This window comes from Pontibacter sp. YIM B11418 (assembly GCF_059278805.1).
The window spans coordinates 107,898-125,027 of sequence record NZ_JCAEMH010000004.1 but is presented as its reverse complement, the minus strand read 5'-3'; the positions used below and the strand labels follow the sequence as shown (position 1 = coordinate 125,027).

Sequence of the window (17,130 nt, the reverse complement as noted above, 5' to 3'; positions counted from 1 at the left end):
AAGTTATGACAAATAGATACTCTAACAGGTATTTGCGTAAGGGATGGGGGCTGGTGTCTTTCGCTGCTCTCCTGTCGTACTTTCCTTCTCAGGCAGGTGCCTCGCTTTACAATGTGCCCGAAAACGACATGGCGCTTGCGTTCATGCAGGACCAGGCCACGATAAAGGGCAAGGTGGTAGACGATCAGGGGATGCCCCTGCCGGGTGCCAGCATCGTGGAGAAGGGGACAACCAACGGCGTGACTTCCGATGCTGACGGTAACTTCACCATAAAAGCCGGATTGAATACTGTGCTTGTCGTTTCATACCTGGGCTATAAATCTCAGGAGGTGGAAGTTGCCGGCCAGACTAATCTGACTATCGGGCTGGAAATGGATGCAACAGGCCTCGGAGAGGTGGTTGTGGTTGGCTACGGTACCCAGAAGAAAGAAAACCTAACTTCTGCCATTTCCACTATCAGAGCCAAAGACATTGTTACTACGACCAGTTCCAGCCTGGCACAAAGCCTTCAGGGTAAAGTCCCGGGTCTGCAGATTCGTCAGCAGGACGGAGAGCCGGGTAGCTTTTCATCCTCCATCAATATTCGTGGGTTCGGAGAACCTCTTTATGTAATCGACGGGATCGTGCGGGATGGAGGAGTAGAGTTTCAGCAGCTTAACCCCAACGACATTGAGAGTATTACCATACTGAAGGATGCCTCTGCTGCCATCTACGGCTTGAATGCTGCCAACGGAGTAATCCTGGTGACCACCAAGAAGGGTAAATTAGGGAAGCCTTCCTTTAATTATACCGGTACAGTAGGCTTCCAGAGGCCGACTGATGTGCCGGTGATGTCGGATGCAGCGCAGTATCTTGAAATGTACAACGATGCTGTTTTTTATCGCGACAAGAACCACTACATATCAGCCGATGAACTGCAACGCTGGCGCGAGGGAGGTGCCGGCTATACGAGTACGAACTGGTTTGACGAAACCTTCAAGGACTATGCTACCCAGCACCAGCACAATTTCTCCGTGCGTGGAGGTACAGAAAAGGCTGACTACTTCGTGAGCCTTGGCACCTACTCTGAGGGTGGCTTATTTAAAAGCAACGACATCAATTACAACCGGTATAACTTCCGCTCCAACCTCGGCCTGCAGCTTACCAACAACCTGAGGGTGGAAGTAATGCTCTCCGGCAGGTATAGCGAAAGGGAATACCCGGGGGGTGACGGATTCATGTGGATCTACAAAGGGACCATCATCAGCCACCCGCACGAACGTCCTTTCATCAACGATAACGCTGACTACCCTGCCAATATCCACAACCAGCAGAATCCGGTGTTGATGGCTCAGAACCGATACGCAGGCTACACCACCAATGAGAACAAGGACTTCACATCCTCTGCCTCCCTGGCCTGGAGTGTTCCTTTCCTGGAAGGACTGGAAGCCAGAGCTACCGCTTCCTATGACAGCCGGAACATGTTTAACAAAAACGTATGGAAAAACTACACGGTCTACTCACAGGATTTAACGCCGCAGGTGATCAATCCGCCACGGATTGCAAACGCCATCGACGATGCCAACCGTCTGGTGTTCCAAGGCCAGTTAGCGTATGAGAACACGTTTTTGGATCGACACAATGTCAGTGCAACGGCAGTTTTCGAACAGAAATATTACGAGAAGAAATACTCATACCTGAAACGGGAGTACGACTTCTTTACCACGGATGTGGTGGACTTCGCGGGTGGGCTTCAGACCAACTCGGGCAGTGAAGTAGAGGAAGCCACCATGTCCTACATCGGTCGCGTTAACTACGACTTCTCATCAAAATACCTGGCAAGCTTCGCCTTCCGTTACGACGGGTCTTACCGCTACGCACCGGGCAACCGCTGGGCGTTTTTCCCGACTGTTTCTGCAGGATGGAGAATTTCGGAAGAGAATTTTATCAAAGACAACCTGAACTTTATCAACGATCTGAAGATCAGGGCCTCTTATGGACAGATTGGCGAGAACGTGGGGGCTCCCTTTCAGCACGTGCTAGGGTTTAGTCCATCGCCCAACCAAGGCGCAGAATTCACCAACGGTATTGTGACAGGTGGCATGGTGGCCCCGGGTGTGATCAACCCGAACTTCACTTGGGTGGAGTCAACGATTGCTGACATAGGCATAGAAGGTAGCTTCTTTAACAACAAACTGAGCTTTGAGGCGGACTACTACGAAAGGGAGAAAACAGGAAAGCTGAAAACCCGTGAAGGCGGCTTGCCTAACACTTTTGGAGGGGAAATGCCGATAGAGAACCTGGAGAGTGAATTAACGAGAGGCTTTGACTTCATTGTTTCTCACCAGAACAATATCAACGATTTCAACTACGGGGTAAGTGTCAACATGAACCTTGCCCGTACGATGCACAAAGTGGTAGACAAGCCGGAGCCCACCAGCAGCATGGACCGCTGGAGACACGGCTTCCCGAACAGATGGAACGATATCCAATGGGGTTATGACCGCACGGGTCAATTCCAGAACCAGGAAGATATCAACAACGGCCCGATTCACGGTGGCAACCAGGGGAACTCACAGATTCTACCGGGAGACTACATCTACGATGACGTGAACGGAGACGGAATCATCGATGGCAAGGACATGATGCCAATCTTCAGAAACGGTACTCCGAAGCTGTTCTACGGACTTACGCTTACCGCCGGCTACAAGAACTTCGACATGACTGCCGTTTTCCAGGGGGCATCCTTGTACACCATCCGATTCAATGAGGTATACAGCCAGATGTTCTTCAATGGCGGTAACATCCCTGCTTACTTCTACGACAGATGGCACCTGGCAAATCCTTACGATCCGAACTCAGAGTGGGTACCGGGAAGATGGCCTGCCAACCGTTTTGCAGAGTATATGCAGTCTTCCTACAGAGAGAGTGATGCCTGGAGGATGAATGCCAGCTACCTGCGCATGAAGAGCATTGAGATTGGGTATACCATCCCGTCGCAAATCACTGGCAGGTCTTTCCTTAACCAGGTACGGATCTACGCCAATGCGCATAACCTGTTAACATTCTCTGATTCTTTCCTGAAACAATTTGACCCTGAAAAACATGAAGGGCAGTACCAGGCCGGTTACAATTATCCGCTGATGCAGAGCTTTAACTTCGGAGTGAATGTTTCTTTTTAACTAGCAAAATCATGAAAAATAGAAGCTTAAAATATTTATTCATAGCCCTTCTGGTAGGAACCTTCAGCTCCTGTAATGATTCCCTGGACGTTGAACCGAAGAACAAAGTACCTGCAGAAGCGGTGCTTTCTGACCCGAACGGTATTCGTAGTTACCTGGCGAATATGTATTATGAATTGCCGGTAGAGGATTTCGTGTATTTCCCACGTGCAGGTTTTAACTCCCGCGGTAACACAGGTTCCCTGTCGCTATCCCAATACGGACTGGAAGCCATTCACTCAGAGTGGCCTAACTGGAATGAGTTCAACAACCAGTGGTGGACACGCGGTTACCAGCTCAACCGGGATATCAACCTGCTGGAGGAATCTGTGGCTAAAGTTAATTTCTCTGAAGCAGAGAGAAGCGCCATTGAAGGGGAGATCGCATTTCTTCGTGCCTATACCTATTATGGTTTTGTGAAGAGGTATGGCGGGGTGCCCATTATTACTGAAAATCAGAACTATTCTACCGATTGGGAGAGTCTCCGTGTGCCACGCAATACCGAGAAAGAGACCTGGGATTTTGTGCTTGCCCAATTAGACATTGCTTTTGACAAACTACCGGAGACCAGAAATAGCCTGGACGAAACGAAGCGAAGAGCCACGAAATGGGCTGCGGCCGGCTTGAAATCGCGCGTTGCCCTGCATGCTGCTTCTGTGGCTAAGTACTGGAACCGCGCTCCGCTTTCAGGACAAGCTGTCGATGCCGGATTGGTAGGTATGCCAGCGTCTGAGGCAAACCGCTACTACCAGGAGGCTATTAAGGCTTCTGAGACAGTGATCAATTCCGGTCGGTTTGGCCTATACATGGCGAACCCGTCCAGTCCGCAGGAAGCTGCCAGAAACTACCAGAAACTGTTTATGCAGCCAAACGACGCCATGACAGAAGTGCTCTTTATGAAAGGGTACGGCCATGCGGGCGGTCCGCTGGCCCATGACTACGATGGCTGGAATAACCCCAACCAGACAGGGGAAGGCTTCCCACACGTTGGGCGTACCAACCCGGTACTGGAGCTGGTTGACCGGTATGAGAATTATGAAAAACCGGGAGAAGCTTCTCCCATCGTCACGACCGCCGACGGGCAGGTACAGCTAGGGGATTTTAACCCTTCTGCCGATTACATCCGGTTTTCTACTCCGGAAGAGATCTTCCAGGGAAAAGATGCACGTTTCTTTGCTTCCATCATCCACCCTGGCGCGGTATGGAAAGGTACGGAGATCGTTATTCAGGGTGGCGTCATTCGTCCGGATGGAAGTGCCTTAACTACGAAAGGCTCGGTTGAGCACAATGGCACAACCTATCATGCCTACGGGGCAGCGACCACTAACCAATACTCTGGTTTTGATGGAACACCGAACATGACGCGTACAGGCTTCCTGTTGAAGAAGTTTTTGGATGAAGGAGCCAGCATCAACACCTGGTTACAATCAACCACCGACTTTATTGACATCCGTTACGCGGAAATCCTGCTGAACTATGCCGAAGCAGTAGCCGAGAGTGGACAAGGAAATGCAGATTTGGCCAGCCAGGGGCTGAACGCCATCCGGAGAAGGGCAGGACACACGGTTTCTATACCTCTGACACTGGAGAATGTGTTGCGGGAGCGCGCTGTGGAACTTGCCTTTGAGAACAAGGAGTACTGGGACCTGATCAGAAGACGCACCTACCACCAGATCTTCAACAATTACGTGAAAACTGCGCTGGTGCCGATGCTAGACCTGCGCGGAGAGGAGCCAGCCTATATCTACATCAGGAAGAGAGTGCCGGGAGCTCAGCCCAATACCTTCCCCGAGAGAGATTACTACAGTGGCATCCCGGGTGTAAACAACAACGGAGTTATCCAGAATCCTCAGCATTAAGAAAGACAGTTATGAAAAGTATCAAGACATTAAGCATTGCCCTGGCAAGTCTGTTTCTTCTGGGTGGTTGCGAATTGAACGAGCTCGATAATTATGAAGGTCCGAATGCAACCATTAATGGCGGCATTTATGATAAGGAGACAGGTGAACTCATTCAGCAGGACATCATTAACGGGATGCAGATCGAATACATCGAGCATGGGTTTGAGAATCCCCAGACCCAGTATGTGGTGGTGAAGAACGACGGTACCTACCGCAACAACCTGATGTTCGCAGGAGACTATACCATCAGGCCAGTACGCGGCAACTTTGTGCCGGTGGAGCCTGAGGAGATTGTGGTGAAGGGGAATACCGTGAAGAATTTTGAGGTGCAACCCTACCTCCGCGTCAGAAACGCCAGGATCGAACGGCAGGAAAACAAGATCGTCGCAACTTTCAATCTCGACCAGACAGTGACAAACAACGTGAGCCGGATCGGGCTATTTGCCCATCAGGAGCCTAACGTAGGCGCTCCCCTGAATACTGTGTCGTCGGTAGTCAACCTCAATGAGGTAACCAACGATGTAACAGAGTATAGATTGGAAATTAACCTGGAAGCTCATAGTGGCAGCCTGAAACCCGGCAATAAGTACTATTTCAGGGTAGGGGCCTTAGTTGACGCTCCCGAGGCAAAATACAACTATGCACCGCCAGTTCTTATTGAATTATAATGTGCAAGGAAGCCTCGTGCAAGCCTTTCTCGGAAGCACCTGCACGAGGCTCCCTATACCTGACATCAATCAACTAATCATCTGAAAATATGAGACCTTTTCTACAAGGACAAATGAAAGTGCTCCTGTATGTAATGCTGAGCCTTTTCTCCCTGACTGCCATCTCTTGTGATAAAGACGATGAGGTACCGGGCATTGAGCAGTCGGTAGTTTTGGATACCAGTAGCAAGACGCTTCCGGTGGGAGGTGAGCTGGTAGTGAAGCCTACCTTCGAACCCAAAGTGAACCCGCAGCGGACCTACAGCTGGGTTACCAGCAACCCTGATGTGGCGGGTGTCAAAATGAACGACGACCATTCCGCCGTCATCACCGCCAAAAGAAGTGGGGTTTCCACCATCACATTTATCTCTTCCGACAGGAAGGTGAGCGCCACCTTTGACGTGACTGTCACTGGTCCGGAAGACGACGGCGTGATCAAGGTGCTGGCTATTGGAAACAGCTTTTCTGAAGATGCGATAGAAAGCTACTTATACGAACTGGCAGCGGCCAAAAATATTCCGATCGTGATCGGCAACCTCTACATCGGGGGTGCTTCGCTGGAACAACACTGGAGCAATGCGGAGGGCAACGCTCCTGCCTATGACTACAGGAAAATCGAGGAAGGCGAGAAGACGAACAAGTCACAAACGACCATTGAATACGCTGTAAAGGACGAGAACTGGGATTATGTCAGCTTCCAGCAGGTAAGCGGCAGTTCAGGGAATTACGAAACCTTTACCACGCCACTGCCTGCCCTCGTGAAGTATGTAAAAGAGCGCACTACGAATCCGGAGACAAGGTATATCCTTCACCAGACCTGGGCTTACTCAGAAAACTCTACCCACTCAGACTTCCCTAATTATGGCAATGACCAAAAGGTGATGTATGCTTCTATTGTGCAGGCGTACCGGAAAGCGAAGATTGCCTACAACATGGACTACGTGATTCCGGCGGGCACCGCCATACAGAACGGGCGCAGCACCCTGATTGGCGATAACTTCACCCGGGACGGCTACCACCTGGATTTTGGGATCGGCAGGTATACGGCAGCAAGCACCTGGTTCGAGGCACTTACCGGCATCAGCGTAGTGGGCAACCCTTACAAACCAGCTGGCCTGACAGATCTTGAAGCTGAAATAGCACAACACGCTGCACACGCTGCAGTCCTAAACCCGGACAAAATTACCGTTCTATCCGATTATCAGCCAGCGCCGGCAGCGCCATTGACAGCACCGGTCTATGTGAACTTCGGACACAAGATCGTTCCTAAGTGGAACACTTTAGGAGACCATCACGAAGGCGCTTCCATCGGAAACCTGAAAGACGAGAATGATGCCTTTACCAATATTGCCCTTGTGGTGACGCAACGATTCAATGCGATGAACGAGGTAGGGGAGAGCGAGACCAACACGGACTTCAATATGCCAGCAGATGTTTCGACCCAATCCTATTACGGTAACACTCGCGGCGTGTGGCAGAATCTGGAGATCAGACAGAGCCAGTTTACGTTGTCAGGTCTCGATAAGAACACTACCTATAACCTGTGCTTCTTTGGGTCAAGAGCTGGTGTTGGCGATAACCGCGAAACGAAGTTCATCGTTTCCGGAGAAAACGCGAAGACGGTATACGTTCAGACCTCGAGCAACAAGGACAAAACGGCATGTGCCGATGGCATACAACCCGACTTCAATGGTACGATTACGGTTACTGTAACTGCGGGTGAGAATAATAACAACGGATCCGGCTTCTATTATCTGAATGCCATGAGGCTGGCTCCGGGAAAATAAAATTGGTTGATTGTTAATAGATTAGGTTAATTGAGCCAGAGTTCACTTCACTGTGGACTTTGGTTCTTTTTTATAGGCGGTACTAAGCCCGCTGCCATAACCGATGAAAATTAATACGTTGCGTATGAGATTTGTTTTTTGCCTCCTTGTACTTATTGCCTTAAGCTTCTCTGCCAAGGCTCAGAATCATATTGTAGAAAAAGTAGAGCATCCGGTCGACTGGGTGAATCCGCTGATGGGAACAGACTCCAAGCGCGAGTTGTCTAACGGAAACGTTTACCCCGTCGTCGCCCGTCCCTGGGGCATGAATTTCTGGACCCCGCAGACGGGCAAGATGGGAGACGGCTGGATCTATATGTACAGCGCAGACAAGATCCGGGGTTTTAAGCAAACGCACCAGCCCTCCCCCTGGATGAACGACTACGGGCAGTTCGCCATTATGCCCATTACGGGGGATCTTCGGGTGCGCGAAGATGAACGCGCCAGCTGGTTTTCGCACAAAGCTGAGATCGTGAAACCCTATTACTACAGCGTATACCTGGCAGATCACGACGTAACCACTGAATTTACCCCTACTACCCGAGCGGCTTTCTTCCGCTTCACTTTTCCAGAGGCAGAGCAGGCTCACATCATTCTGGACGCGCTGGATATGGGGTCCCATGTCAAAATTATTCCGAAGGAAAGAAGGATCATCGGCTATACCACCAAGAATAGTGGGGGCGTACCAGACAATTTCCGGAATTACTTTGTCATCGAATTCGATAAGGATTTCGAAGCAGCGCATACCTTCAGTAACTATGAGATTTCCGATAAGCCGGAAGCAGAGGCAAATCACGTAGGGGCAGCTATTTCTTTTAAAACCAAGAAAGGGGAAGTGGTGCACGCCAAAGTGGCCTCCTCATTCATCAGTCACGATCAGGCATTGCTTAATCTGCAGGAACTGGGGAACAAGAACTTCGAGGCTGTAAAAGCAGACGGAAGAGCAGAGTGGGATAAGGAACTTGGGCGCATAAAAGTGGCCGGTGGCACCTACGATCAGACCAAGACCTTCTACTCGAGCTTCTACCGCAGCCTGCTGTTCCCGAGGAAGTTTTATGAGATCGACAAAGAAAATAAAGTAGTGCATTACAGTCCGTATAACGGGAAAGTACTGCCCGGCTATATGTTCACTGATACAGGCTTTTGGGATACCTTCCGTTCGCTTTTTCCTTTCCTGAACCTGATGTACCCGGAGTTGAACGCGCAGATGCAGGAGGGCCTTGTAAACGCTTACAAAGAGAGCGGCTGGCTTCCGGAGTGGGCAAGCCCCGGCCTGCGAAACGTGATGGTGGGGAACAACTCGGCTTCGGTAGTGGCGGACGCTTACCTCAAGCTCGGGAAAGAGCATATCTATGATATTGAAACGCTCTGGGATGCCGTGATGAATGGTGCCAACAACGCAGGTCCGTTGACTGCAGTAGGGCGTGCCGGCGCATCGTATTACAATGAACTGGGCTATGTGCCTTACGATGTGGAAATTAATGAGAATGCCGCCCGTACGCTGGAGTATGCCTACGATGACTTTGCTATCTACCAGCTGGCAAAGGCCTTGAAAAAGCCGGATGATGTGGTAGAACTATACAAGCAACGCAGCCTTAACTACAAAAACCTGTACGACCCGGAGCACAAGCTGATGCGTGGCAAGAACAAGAATGGGGAATTCCAATCACCATTCAATCCGTTCAAATGGGGCGACGCTTTCACAGAAGGCAACAGCTGGCACTACTCCTGGTCGGTGTTTCACGATACGCAGGGGCTTATTGACCTGATGGGAGGGAAAAAGGAATTCGTAGCCCAGCTGGATAAGGTGTTCAGCCTGCCGCCTGTCTTTGAAGAAAGCTATTACGGGCAGGTGATCCACGAGATCCGTGAAATGCAGATCGCTAATATGGGCCAGTACGCGCACGGCAACCAGCCGATCCAGCACATGATCTACCTGTATAACTATGCCGGCGAACCCTGGAAGGCACAATACTGGGTGCGTGAAACCATGGACCGGATGTACAAACCCACACCCGATGGATACTGTGGCGACGAAGACAACGGACAGACTTCTGCCTGGTATGTGTTCTCCGCGATGGGATTCTATCCCGTAACGCCTGCCACTGACCAGTATGTGCTGGGCGCGCCCCTTTTCCAGAATATCACGGTAGAGCTCTCCAACGGTAAGAAGATCGTTATCAATGCGCCTAAGAATAGTTCTGAAAACAGGTATGTAGAGAGCTTGCGCGTAAATGGCAAGACGCATACCCGCAACTGGCTGAGTCATTCGGATTTGATGAAAGGTGCTAAACTGAACTTTAAGATGACTGATAAGCCTAATAAGAGCCGGGGTACTTCTATAGAAGATGCACCTTACTCCCTGTCTAACGAATAGTTTATCGGGGACTTATACTCTGTTGCAGATCCCTCTCAGCTTCTATTTAGTCTCGGGGAGTCTGAGGCGAAGGAGGTAAGCTTTACTCTTTGCTGCTATCGACTAAAGAGCAAAGCCCATCAATTGTATATTGATGGGCTTTTTGTTTTCAGGCTTCGCTGGGTTTGACCCTCGCATTCGGTATGGCAAGCATAGGTACAGCGATGTATTCACATGATTTAATTCCTTACTCTGCCAGCAATTTTCTTTCATCATATGATTATAATCTTGGAGAGGATGTATATAAATAAGTTTTTCTAAATATATTTGGATTACTATATTGAACCACTAGTTTAGGCTATAGTCATTGTATTAAAGCAATTTTTTAGTGTGTTGGTTTGGCAATATAGATGCTCCATCTATGAAAACAATTTTATGCTACCGATACCCAACATCTTGGGTGTTTCTCTTTTTTATCTGCATTGCGCTCAGGCAAGAAAAAATACAGGCCCGTAATCTGGACTCCCTGTCCGATTCATTTGGTATTCCCTTATATACTTCCCTTCCTGGTGGAGACGCAACCGACCTCCCTGCTTTAGCCTTCCCCTATGAGTTTACGAAGGCTTACTTTCAAGCCAGCTACCCCGTTCCCTCCATAACCAACCAACACAGGGAAGAGGCAAAAGCATTTATTGAGAAATTAGAGCATGATAATCGGTATGTAGAATACCTCACGCCGGAAGATCTGAACATCCTGCCAGTAGGACTGAAGAAAACTGTCAACAACACCACTGTAAAAATTGCGATAAGCCATGTCGCGTTTCACCCTACTCATGCCGACCTTACAGTATATGCGCAGGTAGAAATCCCACAGGCACCCTATCAACTCTACTTTGGGGCAACAGGAATTAAATTGTCTTATGATGGCGGTATCATCGGCGACGCTAACCTTGTCCTTTTAGGAGATTTGCCTATCCGAATAAACAATGGAAATGCAGCCCTGGTGTTGAAAGGAGGTATGGATGTAAGTTCCGGCAAGGTGCAGGAACTTACCTTTCTCTCCATCGACTGTGATGGGTTCAGGGAGCTTGGAATTGCTGCCGTAGTAGAGTTTCCCAACAGTTTGCTGGTCCCCGTGGATCGGGCTGGCGAGCTTATACTTGGCGAAAAGGTAAGAGGGGCCTTTAAAACAATTGTCAGAGACTGGAACGATATACTTGCCTCTGTCAGCCTCCCTGCTTTTGAAGTGAATGGGTTAAAAGGCTTTACCTTTCGCATCTCCCGCGCTGTTTTCGACTTTAGTGACCTCCGCAACAGTACTGATATAGTGTTCCCTCCAGGTTATGAGGAGAAGTATATGGGCTTTGAATCTCCTGCCCTCTGGCGGGGCGTATACCTGCACCACCTGGATGTGCAGCTCCCGCCACAGTTTAAGTCCAGCGCTAAAAGTGGCGGAAGAGTTTCTTTTCAAGCCTCCCACATGCTTCTCGATGATAATGGGCTGACGGGCTTCCTCTCCGCCCAAAATCTACTCCCGCTTTCTGAAGGGACAGCTTCTGGCTGGGCATTTTCAGTTAACTATTTTGAGCTGGGACTGGAGGCTAACCAACTGGTGAGTGCTGGTTTCGAGGGGGCTGTTGCCCTGCCTATTGCTTCGAAAGTTCCGCTGGGCTATACCGCTCTGATCGCCGCCAATAACGAGTACTTGTTGCAGGTAAATCCTCTAGACGAACTGCAACTGGACCTGTGGCAGGCCAATGCAACCCTCTTCAGCGACTCTTACCTGGAGATGAATGTAAAAGACGGGGTATTTATACCCAAGGCAACACTTCATGGCCAGATGAGTATTGCCGCCAGGAGGGATGCTGGCAGTGCCGAAGCAATAGCGGATTTCAAAGGAATTGAATTTAAAGGACTGACCCTACAGACTAATGCTCCCATGCTGGCTGCCGATTATTTCGGTTACAGAGGAGAGGTGCGTGTGGCCAATTTCCCTGTCTCAATCAATAACATAGCACTACGCAACCGCAACGAAGAAGTATCCCTTGATTTTGACCTGAAGGTAAACCTGATGGAGAAACAGTTTGCAGGTAGCACCAGTTTAAATCTGGTGAGCGAACTGGATAAAAGCAAGGGTGAGATCCAGGTATGGAAGTATAAAAAAGTAGAGCTGGAATCTATCAACCTACGGGCTGACCTGGGCACCCTTGCCATGGAGGGTAAGCTTACCCTCATGCAGGATGACCCGATCTATGGTAATGGTTTTGCAGGGGAGGTTCGTGCCAACTTCAAGGCGCTGGAACTGGATGTGCAGGCCAGGGCCATGTTCGGCAGAAAAGAGTTTAACTATTGGTTTGTGGATGCGCGTGCCTCCTTTCCAGGTGGGGCGCCCATTGTGCCTCCTGTCAATTTAACCGGGTTTGGAGGTGGAGCTTCTTACCGAATGAAGCGCGAGGGTACGAATCTGCTAGCCTCACCCACCGGGGCTGTTTACCGTCCTGATGCTTCAATGGGGCTTGGTATGAAAGCTGCCGTACTCTTCAGCGTAGGCGAAAAGTCCGTTATGAACGGAGAGGCTTCCTTTGAGGCTGCTTTCAACCAAAACGGCGGCATCAATTACCTGGGCTTCTTTGGCTTCGCCAAATTTATGGCCAACGTCCCTGGTCTGGAAAATGCCGATAAACTCCTGTCAGATAAATTCCAGGCCATACAGGAGAAAACGGATGCTTATGTGAAGGGTAATCCTGCGCTGGCAGACAGGCTGGAAAGTCTCAAGCTTTATAATCCGCAGCAGGCGGCTGCCATCATCACGCCTGTCAGTGAAGCACCGGGGCAGGCGGGCGTATCGGCTTACCTGGGTATGCAGATGGACTTTACCCGAAGGAGTTTTTATGCCAACATGGACCTGTACATTAATGCTGCAGGAGGACTGATAAGGGGAACTTCTTCAGGCAACAGGGCGGGTTGGGCTGTGATGCAGATCGCGCCGCAGGAGTGGTACCTGCACATGGGCACGCCGGAAGACCGGCTGGGGCTGCAGTTCGGTGTAGGCAAAGTAGGCGTAAAAACAGGAAGCTACTTCATGGCAGGCGACAGGATACCCGCTTCACCCGCACCGCCCAGAGAGGTGTCTGACATACTGGGTGTAGAACTGGCTTCGCTCGACTACATGCGAGATGAGAACGCCCTGGGAGATGGCAAAGGAATGGCCTTCGGCTCCAGCCTGCAGGTAGAAACAGGCGACCTCACCTTCCTGATGCTATACTCGAATTTTAATGCGGGTGTGGGCTTCGACATGATGCTGAAGAACTATGAAGGAGCCTATTGCGCAGGAAGCATGAGTCCGATCGGTATGGACGGCTGGTATGCAAACGGTCAGGCCTATGTATACCTGCAGGGGGAGCTGGGCGTGAAGGTAAACCTGCGATTCGTGAAAGCCAGAGTTCCTGTTATCAAAGGCGGGACGGCTGCCCTTCTGCAGGCCAAGCTGCCAAACCCTTCCTGGTTCACGGGTTATCTGGGCGTACGTTTCAATGTGATGGGGGGCCTGGTGAAAGGAAATGTCCGTTACAAACTAACCATAGGAGAGGAGTGCACCATAGTAGGCGGTGGCATGGATAGCCCGCTGGGAGTTCAGATCATCGCTGACATAGCGCCGAAAGACCGTGCTGAAACCGACGTGTTTGCGGCTCCTCAGTTAGCCTTCAACATGCGTGTGGATGTGCCGGTAGAAATAGAAGACGAGAAGGGAAGGAGCACATATCGCATCAAACTGGATGAGTTCAGGCTAACACATAAAAGCCAGCAAATAGTCGGTACTCTGGAATGGAACAGCAACAAAGACGCGGTTACCTTCATCTCCAGTGAAATTCTTCCGCCATCTTCAGAGATTAAGGCAGTTGCCAGAGTAAGCTTTGAGGAGCTGAAGAACGGCAGTTGGCAGGCGGTGTATGTAGACGGGAAGAAGAGCGGTGAGGAGCGGGAAATAACCTTTACAACAGGTACAGCTCCAGACAACATTCCCCTTCATAACATAGCCTATGCCTACCCGGTAGTCGATCAGAGAAACTTCTACAGGAATGAGTATTCGCAAGGGTATGTCAAACTGAAACGGGGGCAGGCATACCTGTTCAAAGAAGGGCAGGAGCTGGAGTTACAGGTGCTGCAGCAGGACAAACCTGTGGCGAGGCAGCAATACCGTTACGACCCGCAAAACAACCAGATCAATTTTACGCTCCCAGCCTTAGGGGCAGCGGCAAACTACAGCTTTGACTGGATCGTCAAATCACAGGCAGGTGCAGCTAGTACAGAGCAGGAAGGCTATCGGGAGGTCGTAAGTCAGGAAGGGGCTAACGTTTCAGTACGGGACAACAAAGCGGCAGAGACCGTTCGTGAAGGCGGTGCCCGTTCGCTGCTCGCCTATTCCTTCCATACCAGCAGCTATGGTACATTCTCCGATAAAATAACCAGCGTCAGCAGGGGGAGTAAGTCTATCTGGGGCCGTGTAGCCTCTGATGTGATCAGGCTGGAACAGGAGATTCAGCCATCGGAGCCATTCGATATCAGTGAGTTGACCGGGGTAGCTACGACAGGCTCCAAGCCCCTGGTGCAGCCGGTCGCTTTGCTGAACGACGCTTATTTCCGCTACGACATCTATCCGAATCTCTACCAACAGTACCCACTTGCTGAAGATCTATACCTGACGCATCGCGACACGGCTGAGTTCGGGCTAAAGCCTGCGAGAGCCCTGCCTGTTCTGCACAATTACAAAGTAGCTGTGGAAGAAGGTATAGGAGGGCTTCAGAATCGTCTGCCTTACATTTACAACCTGCCGCATACTTACAAAAACGATTATCTGGACCTGCAGAACCAGATCATCAACAAGTACCTCGGCATGCCTGGACTTTCGAAGTACAGTTATTTTATTACCGGCAGGTTCCAGTTTATGCGCGATGGAGCTTACCAGGTAAAGTACCAGTATGTGTTGCCAGGAGGCCGGAAAGGAAGCAGCACCATAGTAGAATACGCGAATCCGATTAAGTTATGAAAACCAAACTAGTAACCCTTTTAGTAGCATTTTTTACTATTCTTTTTGGCGGGCAACCTGTATTCGCACAGAAGAAACAGGAAGCAAAATCGCAGCTCATCGCCCGGCCGCAAAAAAACAAAATCCTACTGCGCTGGGCTGTGGATGATCCGCTGGCCTGGAAGCAGCTGAACACCTATGGCTATACCCTGGTGCGCTATACCGTCATGCAGGGCAACCTGGTGCTGAGTAAACCCATCAAGAAGACTATAGGGGATGGGGTGATCAAGCCACGTTCTTTGGAAGAATGGGAGGCGCTTGCCCAGCAGGACAATTATGCAGCGGTACTTGCACAGGCTATTTATGGCGATGACTTTGAGCTGAGTTCAGGAGGAGAAGCAGGTATAGCCCAGGTGATAGCCCAGTCTGAAGATGCGCAGCAACGATTTGCCTTCGCGCTTTATGCGGCAGACCAAAGCTTCGAGGCGGCTCAATTAGCTGGTCTGGGTATAGTAGACCATGAGGCCAAACCGCATGAAAAATACTTGTATAGGCTGACTCCGAAAATGCCCCGTGAGAAGGGCTTTGTTGACTCTGCCTCCGTGTATATCGGCCTGGAGGACTATGAGGAACTGCCTAAACCAGATGCAGTTTCGGCAAGATTCGGCGACAAGAGTGTGATGCTGAGTTGGGACGATAACCTGCTACGGAGCTACTATAATTCTTACTTTGTAGAGAGGTCGGACGATGGGGGGCAGAGTTTTCATCCGCTATCCAGCCTGCCTGTTACCAACCTGAGAGAGAAAGGTGAAGGTGGCGCCGACCGGATGTACCTGGTCGATACCCTGCAGGACAATACCACCGTCTATCACTACCGGATTCGGGGGGTGTCGCCCTTCGGAGAAAAAGGACCTCCATCAGAAGCAGTAAGCGGCAAAGGAAAGAACCTGCTGAGCTATGTGCCACACATCACCAGCAGTATGCTCAACGAGAAAGGCGTGCTGGAACTGGAGTGGGAATTCCCCGAAGAGGCCTCAGGTCTGATCAGGGGCTTTCAGCTGAACCAGGCGGCGGACGCAGCCGGTCCCTACCGCGTCGTGACTAGTGGCTTGGCTCCCACCACACGTAAGACCCATTCCAGTACATTAAGCTCGACAAGCTACTTCACCATAACGGCCCTGGCACTGGAAGGAGAATCGCGTACCTCCTTTCCTGTGATGGTACAGCCGCTCGACTCCATTCCTCCTGCCTTTCCGGTTGGTTTAACTGCCTCCGTAGACCGTACTGGTGTGGTGACACTAAGCTGGCAGCCCAACACAGAGGCTGATCTGCGTGGCTACAAAGTATTCAGGACAGCTTCTATGGAGCATGAGCCTATACCTGTCATTGATTCAGTACAACAAGCTTCATTCTATACAGAGAAGGTATCTCTCAAGAGCCTGAACAACAAACTCTATTACACCGTGACAGCACTTGACAGGCGCTTTAACCAGTCGGCTTTCTCAGCTGTACTGGAGGTAACGCTGCCGGATATTATTCCGCCGAATAAGCCTGTGCTCACCTCCTATAAGGTAGAGAACAGTACTGTACGGCTAGACTGGGCTCCCGGATCTGACAGAGACCTGGCGGCTTACATCCTGCACCGCAGGCAGAACGACAAGGAGGACTGGCAGCCGCTCCTGACATTGGCTAAGGATAAAACGAGTTATGTGGACGGGCAGGTGGAAGAGGGAAAGACTTACCAGTACTACCTGGCAGCCAAAGATGAGAGTGGCTTACTGTCGGAGCCATCCGCTTCGCTTCATGTCAAAATTCCTCCGGGAGTTAATGTGGCGGAGATAAAAGACCTTACTTCTTTCGTCGACAGAGAAAAGCGCTACATCCAGCTCTTCTGGGCCGACAACCTGCAGAACGTGGCCGAATACCAGCTTTACAAAGCCGCCAATGACGCACCGCCTACTCTTTGGAAGTACGTGCAGGGAGACCAGAAGCAGGTGGTGGATGAGGCGCTGCAGCCAAACACGCAGTACCGCTACCTGGTACGCGCCAGGCTCAAAAGCGGCGGTATGTCCAAAATGAAAGAAATCACAGTGACCTATTAATTACACGCCCTC

General features: G+C 50.5%; 7 protein-coding genes. All 7 read left to right on the top strand.

Annotated features, from left to right (window positions below):
• Positions 1-5: 5 nt before the first annotated feature.
• Positions 6-3,161, top strand: coding sequence for a SusC/RagA family TonB-linked outer membrane protein (locus AC4QZR_RS11060; RefSeq protein WP_494480980.1), 3,156 nt, complete (start codon positions 6-8; stop codon positions 3,159-3,161).
• 11 nt (positions 3,162-3,172) lie between these two features.
• Positions 3,173-5,059: a RagB/SusD family nutrient uptake outer membrane protein gene (locus tag AC4QZR_RS11055; protein WP_494480979.1), complete on the top strand. Its 1,887-nt coding sequence runs from the start codon at positions 3,173-3,175 to the stop codon at positions 5,057-5,059.
• 11 nt (positions 5,060-5,070) lie between these two features.
• Positions 5,071-5,769 carry a DUF3823 domain-containing protein gene (locus AC4QZR_RS11050; RefSeq protein WP_494480978.1) on the top strand — a complete coding sequence of 233 codons (699 nt, stop codon included), beginning with the start codon at positions 5,071-5,073 and terminating at the stop codon, positions 5,767-5,769.
• An 89-nt stretch (positions 5,770-5,858) separates the two neighbouring features.
• A complete protein-coding gene (locus AC4QZR_RS11045) occupies positions 5,859-7,595 on the top strand; it encodes a DUF4886 domain-containing protein (RefSeq protein ID WP_494480977.1) in 1,737 nt (578 codons plus the stop codon).
• Between the two features lie 124 nt (positions 7,596-7,719).
• Positions 7,720-10,011 carry a GH92 family glycosyl hydrolase gene (locus tag AC4QZR_RS11040; RefSeq protein WP_494480976.1) on the top strand — a complete coding sequence of 764 codons (2,292 nt, stop codon included), beginning with the start codon at positions 7,720-7,722 and terminating at the stop codon, positions 10,009-10,011.
• Between the two features lie 400 nt (positions 10,012-10,411).
• A complete protein-coding gene (locus AC4QZR_RS11035) occupies positions 10,412-15,037 on the top strand; it encodes a hypothetical protein (protein ID WP_494480975.1) in 4,626 nt (1,541 codons plus the stop codon).
• Positions 15,034-17,118: a hypothetical protein gene (locus AC4QZR_RS11030; RefSeq protein WP_494480974.1), complete on the top strand. Its 2,085-nt coding sequence runs from the start codon at positions 15,034-15,036 to the stop codon at positions 17,116-17,118. The genes AC4QZR_RS11035 and AC4QZR_RS11030 overlap by 4 nt, the downstream gene beginning before the upstream one ends.
• The last annotated feature ends 12 nt before the right edge of the window (positions 17,119-17,130 follow it).